Source organism: Streptomyces sp. NRRL F-5755, from assembly GCF_001279365.1.
GTDB classification, from domain to species: Bacteria; Actinomycetota; Actinomycetes; order Streptomycetales; family Streptomycetaceae; genus Streptomyces; species Streptomyces rimosus.
In genome coordinates, this window is record NZ_LGCW01000267.1 from 1 (window position 1) to 17,689 (window position 17,689).

Here is a 17,689-nt window from a genome sequence, read left to right on the forward strand (position 1 = left end):
CCGCTACGAACGCAAGCCCGAACACTTCCTCGCCTTCACCGCCATCGCCTCAACCCTCATCTGCCATCGACGACTCCAAATGAAATGACGTCTTAGTGCAGAGAAGCACGGTCCGGTACCTGGGGCTGTTCCTGGAGGACCCGCTGGACGTGCCGTGGTCGGTGGTCGCGTACGTGGCCGAGCACCTGGGCGTGGAGGACCCCTCGGTGGTGAAGCGGTACACCGAGCGGCAGATGACGGCGTACGAGCACGCCTGGGAGATCCGGGACGCCTACGGCTACCACCAGTTCGAGGACCCGGCGTGGGGCCGGCGGTTCCGCACTTTCCTGCACGGGCGGGCCTGGACGCACGCCGAGGGGTCGGTGGCGCTGTTCAACCAGGCGGTGGGGTGCCTCGCCCACGGCACCCTGGAAGTGTGCCGCGGACTGCTGCGCCACACCCTCTACCTCGAAGAACTCACCCACCAGCTCACCGCCGACTGGCTCACCTACCGTCACCGCCGCTGGCCCACCTCCACCAACCCCCACCTGCTGGTCACCCAGAAAACCGCTCCCGACCCCGACCAGCCACCTGTCTCCCCCGGAACGCTGCACCTGGTGCCGCCCAAGGGGCTGACGTTGTCCGGGCTGCGCCAGGACCGCATCCTGGACGAAGCGGCCGAGACGGCAGATCCTCTCAGGCTGATGCGGCTGTTCGGGATCGCGGAGCAGACCGCCATGCGCTACATCAACGCGGCCCACCCGGCGAGCGCGGTGGTGCGGGCGCCGTCGCGCCAGTCCTGCAGCGCGGCGCGCTCGATTAGATCGCGCTGGCGCCGGTTCTCGGTGAGCGCCAGTCCGCCGACGATGTCGTGGATGCGGGCGAAGCTGCCGCCCACGCCGACGGCGCGCAGCTGCAGTTCGTCGCCGACCATCACGACCTTCGTGCCGGTCTGGCGGGCGTGCTGAAGGAGCACGGCCAGGGCGCGGTCGTCGACCATCGCGGCCTGCGGTCAGCAGCCGGGTGATGACGCCGCGCTGCTGGCCGGAGTAGACGAAGGCGCGCTCGGGGGTGGAGTTGGCGAGCTCCATGGTGGCGATCGTCATCTCGGCGGCCTCGGCGGTCAGCTGCGCGAGATGGGCGTTCAACCCGTCACTGGCAGCCTCGGTGCTGGTCCGCTCGGCCTCGATGACCGTGCCGTGCGTGTAGCGCTGGCGGTGCAGGTAGTGGGTGCGCCCAGAGTCCGGCAGCCGCACCGCGTGCCCGTCGACGGCCAGGACCTGGTCGGTCAGCTCGGTGAGCTGCTCGGCGGACCGCAGGTAGGGCACCGCGGCCGCGACCGCGGCCAGCACGTGCACGTGCGTCACAAACTTCTTCGCCGCGGTCAGGCCGTGCTCGGGATCCCAGATGCGCGCGGCGATCTGCTCCGGGGAGGGCATGCGCGGACCGGAGCCGGCCGGCAGTGCGGGGCCGTCCGGGCCGGGGCCGGGCAGCGCGGCCGCCACCATCGCATCGACGTTCTCTTCGCCGTCCAGGACGGCGGCGGCGCGGGTGCGCCAGTTCTCGCGCGGCGCCGCAGGGCCGACGTCCTCCTTGGCCTCGGCGCTCTTGAGGGCGGCGGCCTTCTGCTGGTCGCGGGTCGCCTCACGCCCGACCAGTTCGACGATCTTCTGATGGCGGCGGGAGAAGGCGGTACGCACCCGCTGGTCGATGCCGACCAGTTCCCAGGCGCCCTTGTCGGACAGCTCGAAGCGGGCGCCGTACTTCTCGATCAGCTTGGCGCGCAGCCGGGCCTCGGCGACCTCGTTGACCAGGCGCGCGTAGCGGTGGAACTCCTCACCGCCGGCGCCGGGCGCACGCCACGCGCCGTCCGCGCAGTGCACGAGGTGCGCCAGGTTGATGTGCGCGTGCAGGTGCGGGTCGCCGGGCGAGGCAGTGTCGACCGGGCGGGCGGAGCGGTGCAGCGTGATCCAGCCGATCAGACCGGAGGACTCCACCCGCGCGGCGCGCTCGCCGTCGCCGTGGTGCCCGGCCATGCCGTACGCGGCGGCGGGCTCCAGGACCTCGGTGACGGCCTCGTGGAGGGAGTCGAGGAAGTCCTCCTCGATGGCGGCCGCGGTCTGCGCGTCGACGAGTCCGGACGCGGCGCTGATGGACTTCACCAGTTCGGCGGTGACGTCCACGCCGCGCAGGCCGACGTCGACGTGGTGGCCCTTCCACCGGTTCGCCTCGGCGATGACGTCGGCGCCGTAGAGGGCATCGGCGTTCAGGCCGGCGGCCGCCAGGCGCTCGGCGTCGGCGACGGGGATGACGTGTGCGCCGTCGCGCTTGATGCCGCGCTCGGCACGGGCGAAGCGGTCGGCCAGCCGGTCGTTGCCGAGGTAGGCCGCGGCCGTCATGCCGTCCGCCGCGGCGAGCTCGCGTACGGCGTCGACGACGACGTGCGCGGCCACCTTGCCGCGCGGGTCCAGGACCTTCTTGCGCTTCACCAGCTGCTCGCCGGTGTTCGGGTCACGGCCGTCCATCAGGGCCCGCGCCATACCCGCGTCGACAGGGACGCCAGCCGTCAGGCCGAACTCGCTCAGGCCGCTGCCGACCCACCGCAGATCGCGGCTGTCGGCGAGGCGGTACTCGACCTGCTCAGGCGCGCGGATCGGCGTCGCGTACCCCACCCAGCCCCGCCCCCTTTGCGGCAGTTCATCCATTCCCCGGACCAAGATCACATATCGGCGATACCTGGAGTGCTATCCGAACTTGATCTTCGACCGGGTCTAGACGGTACCTCTGCATTCGCAGCTGGCCAACTGGCCTCCCATCAGGCGGGAAACCAACTGGGTTATCCCTCTGACTGCTGGCTGCCTACAGGTAACTTCGGTGCACCGGTTGCATGGGAGCACGGATGGGGGCGTGGTGCTGGTGCCTGAGATCGATGGGTTACGCGTGACGGTTCAGGAGCTGGAACGGGATGTCGCCTGGAAGCGGAAACGCGCTCACCTGTTCAGGGTTTCCCTGTCCGTCGCCCTGGCGAGCATCCCGGCACTCATCGCATGGAACTCCGCGTTCGCCGACATCCGATCCGTACTCATGGCGGGCCGGGGCGTACTCGTCACCACACTGGTCGTCGGCATCCTCAGCGTCATAGCGATCTCTTTCGATCATCTGTTGAATGTCGGCTTTTTCGCTTCGGACGATTCGCACACGGTGCCGGACCGATACGCGTACAGCCTGGCCTGGATGCGCGACAGGCTGGCCTCCAAGCGCGAGGAACTCCGTCGGAAGAGTGCAGGGGCGCATCCACCACTGACGGAGCGCCGCCGCATGTACCGCGAGGACACGGTGGAGGTCATCGCCCGGTACATGGGCGAGAGCCGTCACTACCGTCGCGTCCATAACGGCCTGCAGTCACTGATCATGGTTGGTTCGACCGCGGTCACCACGGTCGCCGCCCTCAGCCCGGAGGACTGGAGCTGGCAGAAGCTCACCGTCGTCGGCCTGGGGTTCTGCGTCACCCTCGCATCCGCGTTCACCGGTTACTACAACTACCGCGAGCGCGGGTACTTCCTGCGCCAGACTGCCGACTCCATCGAGGAGGAGCTGAATGCCCTGATGCTGGGCATCGGCGAGTACCGCCAGTTCAGCGAGGCACAAGAGGATGAAGCGCTTGCCAAGTTCATCGAGCGCGTCGAGGCGTTGCGCAGTGAGCAACGACGCCGGGAGCAGCAACTGGACCAACCTGCCGACCAGGCCGCGCCCGCCGCGCCGCCGCCAGCTTCAACGCAGGGGTAGCAGCATGGCGTGGAAAAGGGGCGCGCCGGGGAGGCGGGGGCGGAGGTCGCCGAGGGTGTGCCAGCCCCAGCTCTCGTACAGAGAACGGACCTTGGGGTGGTCCTGATCGACGAGGAGCGTGGCGCGCTCTTCGGTCCGGTCTGCGAGCAGGGCGTCGTGCAGTTGCTTCGCGGCGCCGGTCTTGCGCCACGGTGTGCGGACCATCAGCTCGCTGAGCGCGTACGTACGGCTGCCGGTCTCCTTGATGACGGCGGGGTCGACGTCGCTCAGCAGGCCGCCCCACCACGGGGCGCCGGCCGCCAGCGGGGCGCCGTAGGCGTAGCCAGCGGCCTGGTCGCCGTCGTAGCCGACCACGCACGTCCAGCCGGGGCGCGCGCTCCATCCGTCGAGGCCCCGGGCGAAGCGGTCGACGCCGGCGAACGGATCCGACGCCGCGGCGTCGGCGTACACCTCGGCGTAGACCTCCAGCAGCAGCGGGCGCAGCTCGGCGGCGTGGCGGTGGTCGTAGTGCCGTATGGCGATCCCAGTGGTCACGGGCGGGGCTCCTGGAGGGTGAGGGTGCGCTGGACGGCGGCGAGCCGGCCAGCAATGCGGCGGCTGTCGAGCGAGGCGTGCTGGAGGGCGGCGACGGTGTGCGCGGCCTGCTCATGCTCGCCCTGCGCGAGGTGCAGTTCGGCGAGCTGGACACCGTAGTAGGCACGGGAGCGGCGCATCGCGGGCGGCAGCAGGGCCAGGGCCTGGACGGTGGCAGCCTGCGCCGGACGGTAGTGCCCGAGCGCCTGGTGGGCGATGGCCGCCAGCCCGGACAGCTCGCCCGCGGACAGGAACGTCAGCCAGCTCGGTGCGGGCCCGGCGGCGTCGACGGGGTCGTACGCCTGCTCGGCGGCGAGCAGGGAGCGAGCGGCGCCGGCGCGGTCGGCGGTGCGGGCCCGGCCGATGGCCAGGCGGGCGTGCAGCAGGGCGGCGATGCGCGGGTCCTGGCGCACCCGGCGGACATCGAGGGCGGCCCGGGTGATCTGGACGGCCTCGCGGTGCCGGCCCTCCAGGCGGGCCTGCAGGCCGAGGTTGGACCAGGCGCGGGCGACGGCGGACGCATCGGCGGCGAGCAGGGCGCTCTGCAGCGAGGCGGTGTGCAGCAGCCCCGCCTGCCGGGGCTCGCCGCTGTCGTGGGCGGCCCACCCGGCCGACGCGTACAGGCCGCTGATCGCGCCGTGCAGCCGCCGCTCGACGCGCTCGCCGTAGACGCAGCCGTCCAGGGCGTCGCGCAGCCGTTCCACGTAGGCGGTGCACACGCTCAGCAGCGGGCCGCCGCCGACGGCGAAGAAGTGCGCGTCCAGGCGGCCGATGCTCCGGTCGATGCGGTCCAGGTCGCTCATCGCCAGGCGGCCGCGCACCGGGGTGTCGTCGAGGCCCAGGGCGAGCGCCACCGTGACGGCCACAGGCGCGGTGACGAACGTACGGCGGTACATGTCGTCGCCTCCCCTCTCCTGAGGTGCCGTCGGGGCGGACCGGCGGACGGCGCTGTGCTTCCCGCGCGGCACGAACCCGATCGCCTCCGGCGGCCGGCCGAAGATGCGTTCCAGCGCCAGAAGATACGTCGTGCACGGCCACCGGAACTCCCCCGAAGCCCAGCGGCGCACCTGCCGGTCCGTACACCGGCCGCGTGCGCCGGTCAGCTCGCCGACCACATCGTTGACCTTGTCGGCGAGGCCGGAGTGGCTGAAGTCGTACTCGAAGAGCAACGCCTCCAACGTGGCGTTGCGCTGTCTGGTCATCAGGGCCCCCGACCATGTGGTGCGTGGCCGCGACGGTAGTCCGGACCCGGTAGCCCGCGCGGGTAAAACCGTCCGGTCCCTGGCAGGTAAGTGCCCGGAAAACGTCCGGGGCGCACACGCCGCCACGGCGGTTGGCTGGGTACCGATACCCGCACCCCGCTGGAGGCCCCCGTGCCGCTCACGACCGCCGCTCCCGGCACCCCCCAGCCCTCAACCTCACCCCCGGCCCCAGAACGCGCTGGCACCCCCGTGGACGCCATACAGGCCACCGTCGCCCACGTCCTGGCCCCGCGCCGCTACGTCCCCGGCCTGCGCACCGCCCGGCAGCAGCGCCAGGCCCCGGCGCGGCACATCGAACTGCTCGCGCCGATCGCCGAGCAGCGCACCCGCTCGGTGTGGGCCGGCAGCGAGACCGCGCACCTGGTCGTGGCCGGTCTGGCCTGCCTGCGCTACCGGCTCGACCGCCGCCTGCCCATCTCCGCAGACGCCGCCTGGACCAGCGTCCAGGTGCTGGCCCTTCAGTGCCAGGCCCTGCTGGCCCTGGCCACCGTCCCCCTGAACGGCGAGGCCCACCGATGATCCCCGCACCCGCCACCCCGCACGGCCCGGACGGCTTCGCGGCCCAGGTGCTGCCGCTCGATCGCGAGCCGTACCTGGCGCTGGTCCAGGCGGTGCTGGCCTGGCCCGGCCCCGGGCCGGAACTCCAGCCGCGCGACTACGAGCAGATCGCCCATGTACTCGCCGTCCACGCCCGCGCCCTGGCCGGTGACGTCCAACGCCGCTGCGCCGTGCTGCCGGCGGACAGCGAGGTGCGGGCCCTGACCGAGGTCGTCCTCGGCGAGGCCGGGCGGCGCCTGTCGGTCCCGCCGCGGGCCACGGTGGCCGGGGTGCAGCACCTGGCCCGGCTCGTACGGGCGCTGTACGAACGCCTCGACCGCCTGGCAGCCGCCCCGGCCGCGCCCTGACACCCACCGGAAGCCGCCGCCCGGTGGCACCTCCCCATGGACCCGGGCGGCCGGAAGCCCCGGCGCCGCACCGCCTGCACGGACTGCGGCCGCCGGGGCTTCCTTCATCACTGGTCAGCGCCTGTTGAGGCTATTAGCTCAGCTAGCGGTGGGTATGTAGGGCGCTGCTGCGGCCTGGGCCATCGTCCGAAGTCTCATGAAGTAGGAGACGCAGTACTCCTCGTTGATCAGAGGAATGATCTTGTCGAGGTCGGCTATGCAGCCCCAGAGGTAGGCGATGCCACTGTCGTCGAGTCCGCCCTTCAGTTCCCTCTGCACAAGGCCGGCGACATCGGCATCCAGGAGGACCAGGTCCACGCCGTCGAAGTCCACGCCGCGGAAGCCGTCGGGGAACAGTGCGCGCAGGTGGTCCTCCCACAGTCGCGCGAGTCTGCCTTCGGGCTGTGCTCCGCCCACGTCGGCGGCTGCCGGCTCTGCCGCGGACGGTGGGCGAAGGAGCAGGGAGACGGCATCGAAAACGGCACGCACCAGTGCGACGGCCCGGAGCGGGCGGAGAGCAGCGCTTGACTCGGCGCCCTGCGCGAGCTTGTCGCGCAGCAGTCGGCTGCGGTCGAGTTCGGCGGCGAGTCCGGCCGTGATGAGCCCTGCGTCGGTGGCCCGCTCGATGAGGACGTGGAGCGGTTCGTGCGTGGCCAGACGCTCGGCGAGGACGTGCTCCAGGGCGAACAGGGAATGTGTGACGGCGACGGTGGCGAATTCGTACCGGTAGTAGGAGTGCCGGATGAGCTCGCGGGAGGTTTCCATCGCGCTCATGACGTACATTGACGCGTCGTCGGGCAGCACCAGGTCGGCAACCAGGGCGTGCATGTCCGCGTAGTCGAGAACGAGGTGGTGGGTGCGCGGGTCCCGTCCCGGCAGGGGGAGCGGGTCGGGCGTCGGTGGCAGGGTGTTCACCGGTGCAGTCTCGTCACCGGAAGGCTGTCGGTGCCAGCACATTTGCTTGAGGCGGTTCGCGTCCCGTCCCGCGGACGCACGGGACGCCGTCGGCCGAGCCGCACAAGCCGGACGCGGTTCCTGCGGACCGGCCGCGCGAGTGGAGCGCCCTCGGCTGGGCCAAGATCACCCTGTCCGCGCTGTCCTGCACCGCCGGCGCGGCCCTCAGCCTGGCCGGCCACCCGGAAACGGGTCTTGCCCTGATCGGTGCCGGATCCCTGGGAGGAGGCGTCCGGGTGAACATCCACGTGCGCAAGGTGCGCAAGTAGCACACGGGGCGCGAGGCCCGTTTCCCTGAAGCGCCCTTCCCGCGTCGGTGCCGTGATCTTCTCCACGGCACCGACGCCTCCGTTCACGAACGCCTTCTGCGCCACACCAGGGGCAAGGCGTGCAACCCGCGCGGCTTTAAGGTCGGGGCGTACGGGAGTACGACGAAGCGGCGGCGCACTGGGGCGACGGGCCCCCGGTCGAGGTGACGCTGCCGGACGGGCAGACGGTACGGGCGGTCGTCGTCCGGCGTCGGTGCGCTGCTGCGGTACTCCCGCCGGGGCCCACTTCACCGCCTGGAGCGCGGCGAAGGCGAGCGCGGACGCCGCCGCAACCGGGGCTTCCTCCAGCTCGCCCCGCTCCGTCAGCTCCAGGAGCCACTGGCGACGGCCTCGATGTCGATGCCCAGCGTCGCGCGGACCTGGCCGGTGACGGCGGCGACGTCGTCCGGGTCGGTCAGGTCCGCGAACCAGGTGGCCGCAACCGGGCCGGTGGTGGGGCCGCCAAGGCGGTTACCGGCGTTGTTCGTCGATCAACTGGAGATAGCGGGCGTACTGGGCATCGGTGATCTGGCGGTTGCGGACGAGGCTTCCTTCTTCCATCCGGTAGGTGCGCTCGGGATCGCCCCGGAAGGAGAGCCAGTTGAAGGAGGTGGTCACCCAGACGTCGTCGTACACGAGGACCTTGGCGTGGCTGCTCTTGAGACGGGTGAAGGTGAACTTGCCGTGGTAGCGGTCGGCGAGGTTGGTGAGCTTACGTACCGCTACCGGGTCGGTCTTGGTGTCGTTGTCTTCGTAGCCGTAGGCGATGCGCACCTGCACCCCGCGGGAGAGGCGGTTTTCGAGCTTGCTGACGAACGGGGTCGTGATGATCGCGTTCTTGATCCAGGGAGAGATGATCAGGATGCGGCGCCGGGCGTGGGTGAGGGCCTCTTCAAGGACCTCCGGGTGCTCGAAGACGCCGATGGCGCGGATCTCGTCCGCCAGCGGCCGGTCGGCTTCGCCTGCCGGCGGGGCCGGCTTGGGAGCCGCGGAGGCGAGCTGCGAGGCTGCCTGCTCGGCGCGGTGCTCGGTGACCTCCTGCAGAGGGACACGGGCCTTCTCCAGGTCAGGGTCCAGGGCAGGGCGCTCGGAGGGCGGTGCCACGGTGATGTCGAGCGCCTGGGCGCCGCCGTGCCCGATCAGGGCGAGGTCATGGGTCTGGCTGAGTTCTCCGTCCACGGCGACGCCGAGCTGGATGTCGGCGCGGTCTGGGTCGGCGTAGACGAGGAGCTTGACCGGCAGGACACGGCGGGCCTTGGTCTGGTGGATGCTTTTGACCTGGAGTACTTCGCGGTCGGTGGTTCCGTTCTCGCGGAGCAGGGCGGTGATGTCGGCGGCGGTGATGTCGCCGTCGTCAACCGGCCCGGACCGCGCGGCGGGCAGCATGATCATGCCGTCTTCTTCGGCCTGGCCGCGCGGCAGGGTGGTGCGCCGGTCGTAGGGGGCGGCCTTCCACAGCATCTGGTCGAAGACCAGGGGCTGGCTGACACGCACCGGGACGATGTCGGCTGCCTCCCGGGCGGTGATGCGGCCCTTGGCGGTCAGGCGCAGGCCCGGGGACCGGGTCTCGTCGTCGGTCGGCGGCCCCCACATGAGGTCGTCCGTGCGGAAGAGCCCGGCGACAGTCTGGTCCACCATGCTCTTGGGCAGGCCGAGGGTGCCGGAGATGCGGTTGCCGCTGGTCATGTTGTGGTCGACCAGCCGCAGCACAAACTCGTCCATCAGCGGCAGGCGCTTGCTGTCCTGGGCGAGGACTTCGGCAGTGAGCAGGGCGACGGGCAGTGCCGCATCGATGATGGTGACCAGCTCATGGCCGGGACGGGCATTGCGGAAGCGGGCCGCCAGGAGACTGTCGGGGCTAAAGGTAGGCATCGCGGATCTCGCATTCCTCCGGGTGGCCGCTCATGTAGTCGAGAACATCGCGCAGGGCCCCGGGTTTGCTGCGGCAGAAGCCGGCGTCACCGACGATGACCAGGCCGTAGCGGGCGCGGCTGAGGGCGACGTTGATGCGGCGCCAGTAGGGCTGGCCCAGGAAACCGAAGCGGCCGCGGGTGTTGCTGCGGGTCACGGAGAACACGGCGAGGTCGCATTCGCGGCCCTGCACCGCGTCGACGGACAGGACCTGCGGAGTGAAGTGCTTGAACTTGACCGAGGCCAGGCGCCGCTTGAGCTCTTCGACCTGGCGGCCGTAGGGGGCGATCACCAGGACATCGAGGGGCTTGCCAGGGGGGACGGTGATGACCTTTTTGCCGATGGCCTGGTCGATCACGTTGAGGCGGTGCAGGGCCAGCTTGCTCTCCAGCGGGTTGGAGATGCTGGTCTCGGTGGCAGTGAGTTCGGATTCACGGCGGTCGGGCCGGGCGCTGGTGTCCAGCCAGAGGACCGGCTTATGGATCTGGCTGTAACCGGGCAGGGCGTGGTCGCTGGGCGACAGCAGCTTCCCGCCGTAGAAGCAGGCGCTGATCATATTGCCGATCGCCGGCGTCATGCGGTACTGCTCGCGCAGCAGGTGCTTGACCGGCGCGTCGGTGCAGTTCGCAAAGTACTGGAACAGCGTTGTCATCACCAGCTCGGGAATGAGCTGGTGCTCGTTCATGATCTTCTCGTTGCGCAGCAGGTCCTCGTCGACGGGCGGGAGCTGATTGGTGTCACCGACCAGTACCCATCGTTTGGCCCTGGCCAGCGGCACCAGGGCTTCGGTCGCGGTGGCCTTCGATGCCTCGTCGAAGATGCACAGGTCGAATTCGAGGTCCCGTGCCGCTGGGTGGCTGAGGAACCCGAGCGCAGTGCCGCCGATGACATGCCGGGTCCGCAGAAAAGCGCTGATCATGTTCTGGTCGGTGCCGATGCGCTGCAGCCATTCGCCCTGCAGGCGCAGCAGGTCCAGCATCTCCCGCCCGGTGCCGGAGGGTTCAGCCAGCAGGACTTGTACCGCGTCGCGGGCATCGGATGCGCTCATGTCCTCGCGCAGGGTGAGCTCACCGGTGAGCATGGTCTGGACTTCGGCGAACAGCTCAGCGCGCTGTTCGAGCAGTTGCTCGTGGCGGGCCCGGGCGGTGACGACTTCCTCACCCAGTTCGCGGGCGGAGGTGGTGCGCTCCGGTACGGGCTGGGTCATCAGGTCGTCCAGGCGGGCCTTGACGTGCGCCAAGTCGGCGGCCACGGAGGCAATCTCTTCCAGGACCAGGGCTGCCTTGAGGTGGTGGGCTTCGAGCCCGCTGGCAGTGGCCACCGTGTCCAGATACTTCTCCGCCCGCGCACGGACGCCTTGGGTCCACTTCTTGACTTTTCTGTCCAGGAGCAGCGGCTGGGCGCTCTTGGTGACCCGCGGATCATCGACGTGGCCCAGGCGGACGATGCCGTCGATGCCGGCGTCTTCGATGCGTTTGAGAGCGTTGTCGATCGCGATGTGCGTCTGGCTGACGATCAGGATGCGGGCGCGCGGTTGCTGGGTGAGGATCTGCTCGACGATTTCGGCGATCACGGTGGTCTTGCCGGTGCCCGGGGGGCCTTCGACGAGCAGCAGGTCCTGCGTACCCAGGGCATGGGCGACGACGTCCCGCTTGCTGGTGTCGAGGTCGGTGCGGAACCAGGTGGTGACCTCGGCAGGCGGGCGTGCGGGAATGCTGGCGGGATCGTCGATGAACGTCCGCAGGAGCGGGTTGGCCGTCTGGCCGGCAGTGACAGCGCCAAGGGCGTCCCGCTGGCGGTTGATGGCGCTGTGGCTCGGGCCGAGGAACGGCAGCAGCACGCCCCGGGACGGCAGCATGGCCGTGGGCCGCGTCATGCGCAGCACGATGGTGTCGTCGGTCTGGCTGGTCACCTCACCGCGGTCGATCGGCCGGCTGTAGGGGTACTCCGCCACCGACCACTCTTCGCCGACCTCCACCGTGTGGCCCGGCGAGGCCAGGTGAAAGATGCGGGTGCGCCCGGCTCCGTTCATCCGCTCGAACTCGATCGGCTGCCGCCCCTGAGCCGCGACTTCTTCGCGGGCCTCCAGGACTCGCCGCCACCCGGCGAACAGATCCCCGAGCTGGTGGCTCCGGTGGGCCCTGGCCTTCTCCTCGCGCGCGTCCAGGTGGGCGTCGAGGTGGTCCAGGAGCATCGTGAGCCCCTCGTACGCCGGGTCCTCCCCCGGATCGTCGAAGGTCCATGTCAGGACAGGATCAAGCTTGAGAGCGGATTCGCGGCGCCGGGCCAGCCATTCCTCCGCCCGCGCCTCCGCAGAAACGATCACACACCGGTCCCGGTGCGCCTCATCGTTGACCAGCCGCAGAAACAACGTCCGGCCAAAGACGCGCACCGTGGTGGTGTCAATCTCCCGGGTCTGCTGGTTGTAGCCGTAGTCCACATGGACGGTGCCGGAGATGTCTGCCAGGACAGCGCTTTTCGCTTGGTCCCAGTGGGACTCGTCCACAGCGGGTGTGCCGTTCAGCCGCTCCGCCGCAGGGCGGGTCATCTTCAGCCAGAGTGCGTTGCGGCGGCGGGCATCGCGGTTGCCGCACACCCGCTGCGCCTCCAGGAGCTGGTGCTCCAGCACGCTGGCGTTCGCCGGCCGCTTCTGCGGGTCGTAGTCGATGCAGGACTTCAGGATGTCGCGGATCGCCGGCTCCAGCTCGAGCTGGTCGAGCACGGGCACCAGGTCGGGATAGTCGCGCGCCTGGTTGCGGGAGAGCGGCTGGATGGCGAGGACCGCGAACGCGTAGACGTCGCGGACGTAGGGGACCGCGTCGCTGTGCTCCGGAGGGGCATACAAAGTGGAACGGAAGTCCGCGACCGTCTGGTCCGTGGCGACCGCGGCCTTGGCCAGAAGCTTGGCGATCCCGAAGTCGGCGAGCTTGACCGTACCGTCCGCTGTCAGCAGCACGTTGCCCGGCTTCAGGTCGCGGTGCTCGATCTGCTGATCGTGCGCGTAGGCCAGCGGCCCGCCGATGCGGCTGAAGTAGGCCGGCCAGTCGAGGGGGCGGCCGTCCTCCAGCTCATCCTTCAGACTGCGCTCGACCCACTCCAGCGCGATGAAGTACCGCTCCAGTTCGGCGTCCCAGCCGGAATCGAGCATTCGCACAATGTGCGGGTGGTCCAAGGACTTGAGGGCCGAGGTTTCGCGTTCCAGGAAGATCTGGCTGACGGCATCGTCACGCTGCCTGATCAGCTTGACGGCCACGTGGTCACCGTCAGCGCTGGTGACGTCAACAGCCTTGCGGACCTCGGACAGGCCACCGAGGCGCGCCGCCTGGGGGAGCAACAAAAACCGGCCGTTGATCGTCGTCCCCACCCACTGCTCCCTGCTCAACGCTGCTGCCAGCGCATCTCGCCGCAAAGTATTCATCTTTGCAGTGCACAGCGCCGCCACCAGCTCTTTGGCCAAGAAACAACCAGACCTGACGCAAACCGGTCGGGCTCCCCAGCTCAGTCCCAAGACACACGACGGACGCCCCTCAGAGGAAGGGCAGAGCCAGCGACTCCGCCGCGCATCTCCCGTACTCCCCGCGCCTGCACTCGAAGCTGCTGCGCAAGAGACATCGCACTGTCAAGGGAGCCCGGGGAGACGGACGAGATCCACAGCGCCCCGGCGGAGGAGTGGTCATCGGCGCAGGTACGCGTGGGTGTGTTCGGACAGGTCCGGCGGTCCGTCGAACAGGGTCGGCCAGTCGGGTACGGCCGGGTCGCCGCCGAGTGCCGTGTCGGGGACCACGACCTGGCCGGCGGCCCACTGGATGGTGACCGCTTCCGGGGACTGGCCGGTGACCGCAGCGAGCCGGCGCAGGTAGTCCGCGGTGGCGCCCGTGGCCGTGACGTGCGCGGTGATGCTGGGCCCGTCCTCGGGCGGCAGCTCCGGCGGCGGCTGGTTGCTCATTCGGCACCTCCTGTCGTCGTCGCTCCCCCAGTGTGCCGGGACGGCGGACCATCCCCCCCCCGCAAATCGTGAAACCGTGCCATGCGGTGCGTTCCAGCCACGCTATGCGGACTGCAGCCCATCCTTCCGGTGGCGACTGGCCGTAGGGCAGCCACGTCAAAGGTCACTTCTGCATGCGGATGTCCTGACCGTCGTGGTCGGCGGTGATGTGCAGGTCCGGAAAGCGGAACCAGCCGAGGTCGCGCCACCGGCGGTGTCCGCGCTGGCCGCGTACCGGCATGAAGTTCACGGCAGCCACCAGATGGCCCTCGGCGGAGCCATGGCCGTCGCAGCGCAGCAAAGCCAGCGCGTCCGAACCGAACGGCGTCGCGAGCGGCGTGAGGATCGTGCCGCCCGCGCTCATCTGGTCCAGCCAGGCCGGGGGGATGCGCTGGACGGCGGCCGTGGAGATCAGCCGGTCATACGGGGCGCGGGCCCGGTGGCCCTGTTCCCCGTCGCCGACGACGACGGCCGGGGCCAGGCCCAGCTCGTTCAGCTTGTCGCGTGCCCGCTGGGCGATCGTCGCGTCGATCTCCACGGTCGTGATGTTGCGGGCGCCGATGCGTGCCGCGAGCAGCGCTGTGCTATAGCCGGTGCCGGTGCCGATCTCCAACACCGCCTCCTCGGGCTGCGGGTCGAGGTGGTGGAGCATGTCGACGACGACCAGCGGACAGGAGAGCGACGAGGTGAAGTCGCTGGAGGTGGTGGGGCCGTCCTCGACGCGTACGGCCCCGTCGGCGATCTGCGTGATCAGGGCCGCATCGGCCGTGTAGACCGCCTCCAGCCACCGGTCCGGATCGGCCTGGCGGTCGAGGACCGGGTAGCGGCCGTCCTCGGCGCGCCGGTGCCACCACACCCGGTCCGGGGCGAAGTGCTCCCGTGGAGTGGCGGCGAAGGCGGTACGCAGCCACGGGCGGTCGTGGAAGTAGCCGCCCCTGTATGTGTCGATCGTGGCCATACACTGCCGGCGCAGCTCCGCCGCCGTCTTCGCCATGGCCCTCCCCTCCTTTGAGGTGGCTAACTGCTGGGCAGGCCCGGGTCCTCATCCGGCTCGTGGCCGTTGTCGGTGCCCTGGCCGGTGTCCGGCACGTCGCCCTCTTCCTCCTGCGGAGGCTCGCCACTGCTGCCGTTCGTACGGTCCACGGCCAACTCCCTTCCCCCTGCGGCTTGGCCTCGCCGGGGCCGGTGTGAGGAGCATGCCCTGGCAGAGGAATGCCGAGCCACCGACGGTCAACATGTGCAGCTTCGCGCCGCAGGCTGGAGCGCCGGGGATGACGTCCAGGCGGCCAGTGTCCGCGTCGAACGCCATGCCCTGGGCGCGCCCGGCGTCGCCTCTCTCGGCTCAAGCCGTACGCCCCAGCTGCGATGCCCTCGCCGCCCTGCCGATCACACCGTCCGCGGCCTGCCCCTTCCGGGCAGCGCGCTCGGCCCGGGCCCGGCGCAGCGCGGCGGCGTGGGAGGCGTCGGCCTGGCGGCGGCGCTCGGAGCGGGCCTGCTCCATCGGGGCCGGCGCATCGCCCGGGACGGTGTCGGGCCTGGGGAACGCGCGGCGGGACAGCTCCCGCATCGCAGTGGTCTGCCGCTCCACCGCCTCCGCGATGCCCGGGTCCACGCGGGACGGCGGGGCCGCCTCCTGGTGCGCAGCCAGCGCCCGGCGGTAGCCATCCGAGGCGGATTCCCGGGTGCGCGGCGGCCCGGCGGGCGCGGCCGCGGGCTCCGGATCGAGGTCGGCCGGCTCGGGCACCGGCACCGTGCCGGGCGCCAGAATCTGCAGGGCGCGGACGACTGTGCGGCCCGCCGACTGGTTGGCAGCCGCGATGATGCGGGTCTGCTCCAGCCGGGCCTTGGTTGCCCAGGCCGGCGACTCCGGGCACACGGTGAGCTGACCGGTGTCGGCGTCGTACGACACGGCTGCGACGTGCCCGGCGAGCTCGGGGGCGATGGCCGCCCACCGCTCGCGCAGCGTCGCACCGGCGGCTGGGAGCTCCCACGCGCGCTCGGTGACCAGCGCGCCGATCGCCGCCCCGAGGCCCATCGGCTCGCGCCCGTCCCGGCGCACCGTACGGACCGCCCGCGGCTTCGTCTTCGCCTTCTGGCCGCCGCCGTTCTTCCTGGCTGCCTCCATCGCGGCCCGCAGCGCGACCCGGGCCAGGTCGACGCCGGACACCTCGCTGCCGCTCACGCCTGCTGTAGGTTCCCGCGACCCGTGTCATCTGCCGCGTATCTGACCTCGACGGTTCCCGGGCTTCTCACACCGTGTCATCTGCTGGATTCCCAGCGCCGTGTCATTTTCCTGGCTCGCCTGGCCAAAACGGCGGCGCCGCTACCCAAGAAGAGATTCACCGGACGGCCAGAAGCTCCAGCTGTAGAGCCGCCGCCCGGACCGGCCCCGCGAAGTATTCGGTTGGTCATGACGGGCTGAACCTGCGACGGTCACCGGCATGAACGTGGTTCTGGGAGACAAACTCAGGTTCGCCGCAGAGGTCGGCGAGCCAGGCCCACTGTGCCGGGTCGACCTCTGGGCATCTGGAAAGTGGCTGACCTGCGACGACAACATGGCGTATGTCCCTCAGTTTCGCCGCGATGTGCTGGACGCCGCCGCCTGGCTGCGGTCGGCGAAGGTTCTCCCCTGCCGTTCGCCGGCTTGTCCGCCGAAGCCACACACCGTCGTCTCACGCAGCGCGCGGGGGACGACGAGTCCGAGGCCGACTACCAGTTGCGCAGCCGGTTTCGGGTGCTGCTCTGGGGTCCCACCACCGACAATGTGACGGCCTACCTGTTCCGCGAAGAGGACCGCCTGGTGATCACGCTGGAGTTCTGGCGCGAGGAACACCTGCTCAGCCACCCTGAAGACGCCGGTGCGGTCTTCGTGGTCGAGATCCCGGCTGGGGAGCTCGTCGGGATCCTCGAAGGCATCGCAGCCGCGCTCGACGCCAGCCCGAGCGAGAGCCACTCCTGAACCTCCGGTGGCATCAAGAAGGGCCTCTCTCGCGGCCGCCCTGAGCCGAGGAGAGGCCCAAGACGCCTGTTCGGCATGATTTCCAGCCCCGTGTCCTCCTGGCCACGCAGTGGCGGACGGGCGCCGTTCGCCCGCCTTGCCGCTGCCGTCGGCGTCTTCGAACACACCGTCGCCCGCCGCTACCGGCGCCTGCACACGATGGGCCTGCGCATCCTCGGTGTGCCCGGCCGCCACCCTGCGGGAGCGACCCGGTGGCTGCTGCGCGTGAGCTGCACCCCCGACGCTTCCGCCAAGATCGCCGACGCGCTGGCGCGGCGCCCCGACACCGCCTGGGGCAGCATCGCCTCCGGCGGCACCGAGCTGCACTGCGCGTTCGCAACCCGTACCGCCAGCGAACGCGACGCCCTGCTGCTGCACAAGCTCCCCCAGACCCCCAGGCCGTCTCCGTCAGCGCCTACTGCCTGCTGCACGCCTTCGAAGGCGCCTCCGACGCCTGGCACATCCCGGTCCGCGAACACCAGGGAGACGAAAACCGGACCGCGCCGCCCCCGGCGCCGCCGCAGACCCCGGCAGCGGACGCCGGGCTGGATGCCGTGGACAAGCAGCTCATGGCCGAACTGGCCAAGGACGGCCGCGCTACCGTCTCCGAACTCGCCCGCGCCGCGGGCCGCTCCCCCGCCAGCGTCACCCGGCGGCTCGACCACCTGCGCTCGCGGCACTGCGGCTCGCCGTTGACTTCATCCCGGAGCACCTCGGATACCAGATGCAGGTACGTTTCTGGCTGCGCGTGGCCCTCGGGCACCTCGGCGCCGTCGGAACCGCCCTGGCCGCCCACCCGAAAATCCCCTTTGCCGCCGTCACCACCGGCCCGTCCAACCTGATCGCGACCGGCCTGTTCCGCGACACCGACGAGCTGTACCACTACCTGGACCACCGCATCGGCATCCTCCCCGGTGTGCAGTCCATTGAGACCACCCCCATCCTGCGAGAGGTCAAACGCCTCACCTACCCCGCGGCCGCCCGATAGG

At 70.5% G+C, this 17,689-nt stretch carries 16 protein-coding genes and 2 pseudogenes; 7 read left to right on the top strand and 11 right to left on the bottom strand.

The features are described from left to right. Positions 1-95: 95 nt before the first annotated feature. Positions 96-395 (top strand): annotated as a pseudogene (locus ADK86_RS45700) (DUF4158 domain-containing protein); the annotation flags it as partial. Between the two features lie 326 nt (positions 396-721). Here ADK86_RS45700 and ADK86_RS45705 read toward each other — a convergent pair. Then, positions 722-979 (bottom strand): AAA family ATPase, encoded by a 258-nt coding sequence (locus ADK86_RS45705; RefSeq protein WP_107088549.1) that lies wholly within the window; start codon positions 977-979, stop codon positions 722-724. A gap of 550 nt (positions 980-1,529) precedes the next feature. After that, positions 1,530-2,684, bottom strand: a pseudogene (gene mobF, locus ADK86_RS44665) (MobF family relaxase); the annotation flags it as partial. 202 nt (positions 2,685-2,886) lie between these two features. Here mobF and ADK86_RS44670 point away from each other — a divergent pair. Then, positions 2,887-3,765 carry a DUF4231 domain-containing protein gene (locus ADK86_RS44670; RefSeq protein ID WP_053698438.1) on the top strand — a complete coding sequence of 293 codons (879 nt, stop codon included), beginning with the start codon at positions 2,887-2,889 and terminating at the stop codon, positions 3,763-3,765. On the opposite strand, the gene ADK86_RS23915 is transcribed toward ADK86_RS44670, so the two are convergent. Both ADK86_RS23915 and ADK86_RS23920 read right to left on the bottom strand, forming a co-directional pair. Next, entirely contained in the window at positions 3,751-4,299 is a 549-nt protein-coding gene (locus tag ADK86_RS23915) for a GNAT family N-acetyltransferase (RefSeq protein WP_053698439.1), read from the bottom strand. The two genes, ADK86_RS44670 and ADK86_RS23915, sit on opposite strands and share 15 nt — an antisense overlap. Next, entirely contained in the window at positions 4,296-5,540 is a 1,245-nt protein-coding gene (locus tag ADK86_RS23920; RefSeq protein WP_234345991.1) for a hypothetical protein, read from the bottom strand. The genes ADK86_RS23915 and ADK86_RS23920 overlap by 4 nt, the downstream gene beginning before the upstream one ends. 249 nt (positions 5,541-5,789) lie before the next feature. On the opposite strand from ADK86_RS23920, the gene ADK86_RS23925 reads away from it, so the two are divergent. Together ADK86_RS23925 and ADK86_RS23930 are read left to right on the top strand one after the other, a co-directional pair. Further along, on the top strand, positions 5,790-6,119 hold the full coding sequence (locus ADK86_RS23925) for a DUF6415 family natural product biosynthesis protein (RefSeq protein ID WP_053698440.1): 330 nt from the start codon (positions 5,790-5,792) through the stop codon (positions 6,117-6,119). Further along, on the top strand, positions 6,116-6,505 hold the full coding sequence (locus ADK86_RS23930) for a DUF6415 family natural product biosynthesis protein (protein ID WP_053698441.1): 390 nt from the start codon (positions 6,116-6,118) through the stop codon (positions 6,503-6,505). The genes ADK86_RS23925 and ADK86_RS23930 overlap by 4 nt, the downstream gene beginning before the upstream one ends. A gap of 138 nt (positions 6,506-6,643) precedes the next feature. On the opposite strand, the gene ADK86_RS41270 is transcribed toward ADK86_RS23930, so the two are convergent. The 7 genes from ADK86_RS41270 to ADK86_RS23960 all read right to left on the bottom strand — a co-directional run bounded on the left by ADK86_RS41270 (position 6,644) and on the right by ADK86_RS23960 (position 15,884). Next, the gene (locus ADK86_RS41270) at positions 6,644-7,459 is read right to left on the bottom strand and encodes a hypothetical protein (RefSeq protein ID WP_234345992.1); all 816 of its coding nucleotides are present in this window, start codon (positions 7,457-7,459) and stop codon (positions 6,644-6,646) included. An 818-nt stretch (positions 7,460-8,277) separates the two neighbouring features. Continuing rightward, a complete protein-coding gene (locus ADK86_RS23940) occupies positions 8,278-9,678 on the bottom strand; it encodes a phospholipase D-like domain-containing protein (protein ID WP_053698443.1) in 1,401 nt (466 codons plus the stop codon). Beyond that, complete coding sequence (locus ADK86_RS23945; RefSeq protein WP_234345993.1) at positions 9,665-13,174, bottom strand: serine/threonine-protein kinase; 3,510 nt, start codon at positions 13,172-13,174, stop codon at positions 9,665-9,667. Before ADK86_RS23945 ends, ADK86_RS23940 begins: the two co-directional genes overlap by 14 nt. Before the next feature lie 216 nt (positions 13,175-13,390). After that, positions 13,391-13,663, bottom strand: a complete 273-nt coding sequence (locus tag ADK86_RS23950; RefSeq protein WP_053698445.1) for a hypothetical protein — start codon at positions 13,661-13,663, stop codon at positions 13,391-13,393. A 163-nt stretch (positions 13,664-13,826) separates the two neighbouring features. Next, the gene (locus ADK86_RS23955; RefSeq protein WP_053698446.1) at positions 13,827-14,696 is read right to left on the bottom strand and encodes a methyltransferase domain-containing protein; all 870 of its coding nucleotides are present in this window, start codon (positions 14,694-14,696) and stop codon (positions 13,827-13,829) included. Positions 14,697-14,719: 23 nt separating this feature from the next. Further along, complete coding sequence (locus ADK86_RS45250) at positions 14,720-14,845, bottom strand: hypothetical protein (protein WP_255304263.1); 126 nt, start codon at positions 14,843-14,845, stop codon at positions 14,720-14,722. A gap of 199 nt (positions 14,846-15,044) precedes the next feature. After that, positions 15,045-15,884 (bottom strand): DUF721 domain-containing protein, encoded by an 840-nt coding sequence (locus ADK86_RS23960; protein WP_053698447.1) that lies wholly within the window; start codon positions 15,882-15,884, stop codon positions 15,045-15,047. A 462-nt stretch (positions 15,885-16,346) separates the two neighbouring features. Here ADK86_RS23960 and ADK86_RS23965 point away from each other — a divergent pair, with 462 nt between their 5' ends. From ADK86_RS23965 to ADK86_RS44680, 3 genes are all read left to right on the top strand, one after another. Next, a complete protein-coding gene (locus ADK86_RS23965; RefSeq protein ID WP_234345994.1) occupies positions 16,347-16,661 on the top strand; it encodes a single-stranded DNA-binding protein in 315 nt (104 codons plus the stop codon). 593 nt (positions 16,662-17,254) lie between these two features. After that, complete coding sequence (locus ADK86_RS44675; RefSeq protein ID WP_420718880.1) at positions 17,255-17,542, top strand: AsnC family transcriptional regulator; 288 nt, start codon at positions 17,255-17,257, stop codon at positions 17,540-17,542. Then, entirely contained in the window at positions 17,425-17,688 is a 264-nt protein-coding gene (locus ADK86_RS44680) for an Lrp/AsnC ligand binding domain-containing protein (protein ID WP_053698449.1), read from the top strand. Before ADK86_RS44675 ends, ADK86_RS44680 begins: the two co-directional genes overlap by 118 nt. The last annotated feature ends 1 nt before the right edge of the window (position 17,689 follow it).

Coding starts and splice junctions, on each gene's coding strand:
- ADK86_RS23950 (WP_053698445.1), bottom strand. CDS start 13,663: ATGAGCAACCAGCCGCCGCCGGAGCTGCCGCCCGAGGACGGGCCCAGC.
- ADK86_RS23920 (WP_234345991.1), bottom strand. CDS start 5,540: ATGACCAGACAGCGCAACGCCACGTTGGAGGCGTTGCTCTTCGAGTAC.
- ADK86_RS23930 (WP_053698441.1), top strand. CDS start 6,116: ATGATCCCCGCACCCGCCACCCCGCACGGCCCGGACGGCTTCGCGGCC.
- ADK86_RS23940 (WP_053698443.1), bottom strand. CDS start 9,678: ATGCCTACCTTTAGCCCCGACAGTCTCCTGGCGGCCCGCTTCCGCAAT.
- ADK86_RS44680 (WP_053698449.1), top strand. CDS start 17,425: ATGCAGGTACGTTTCTGGCTGCGCGTGGCCCTCGGGCACCTCGGCGCC.
- ADK86_RS45705 (WP_107088549.1), bottom strand. CDS start 979: ATGGTCGACGACCGCGCCCTGGCCGTGCTCCTTCAGCACGCCCGCCAG.
- ADK86_RS23955 (WP_053698446.1), bottom strand. CDS start 14,696: ATGGCGAAGACGGCGGCGGAGCTGCGCCGGCAGTGTATGGCCACGATC.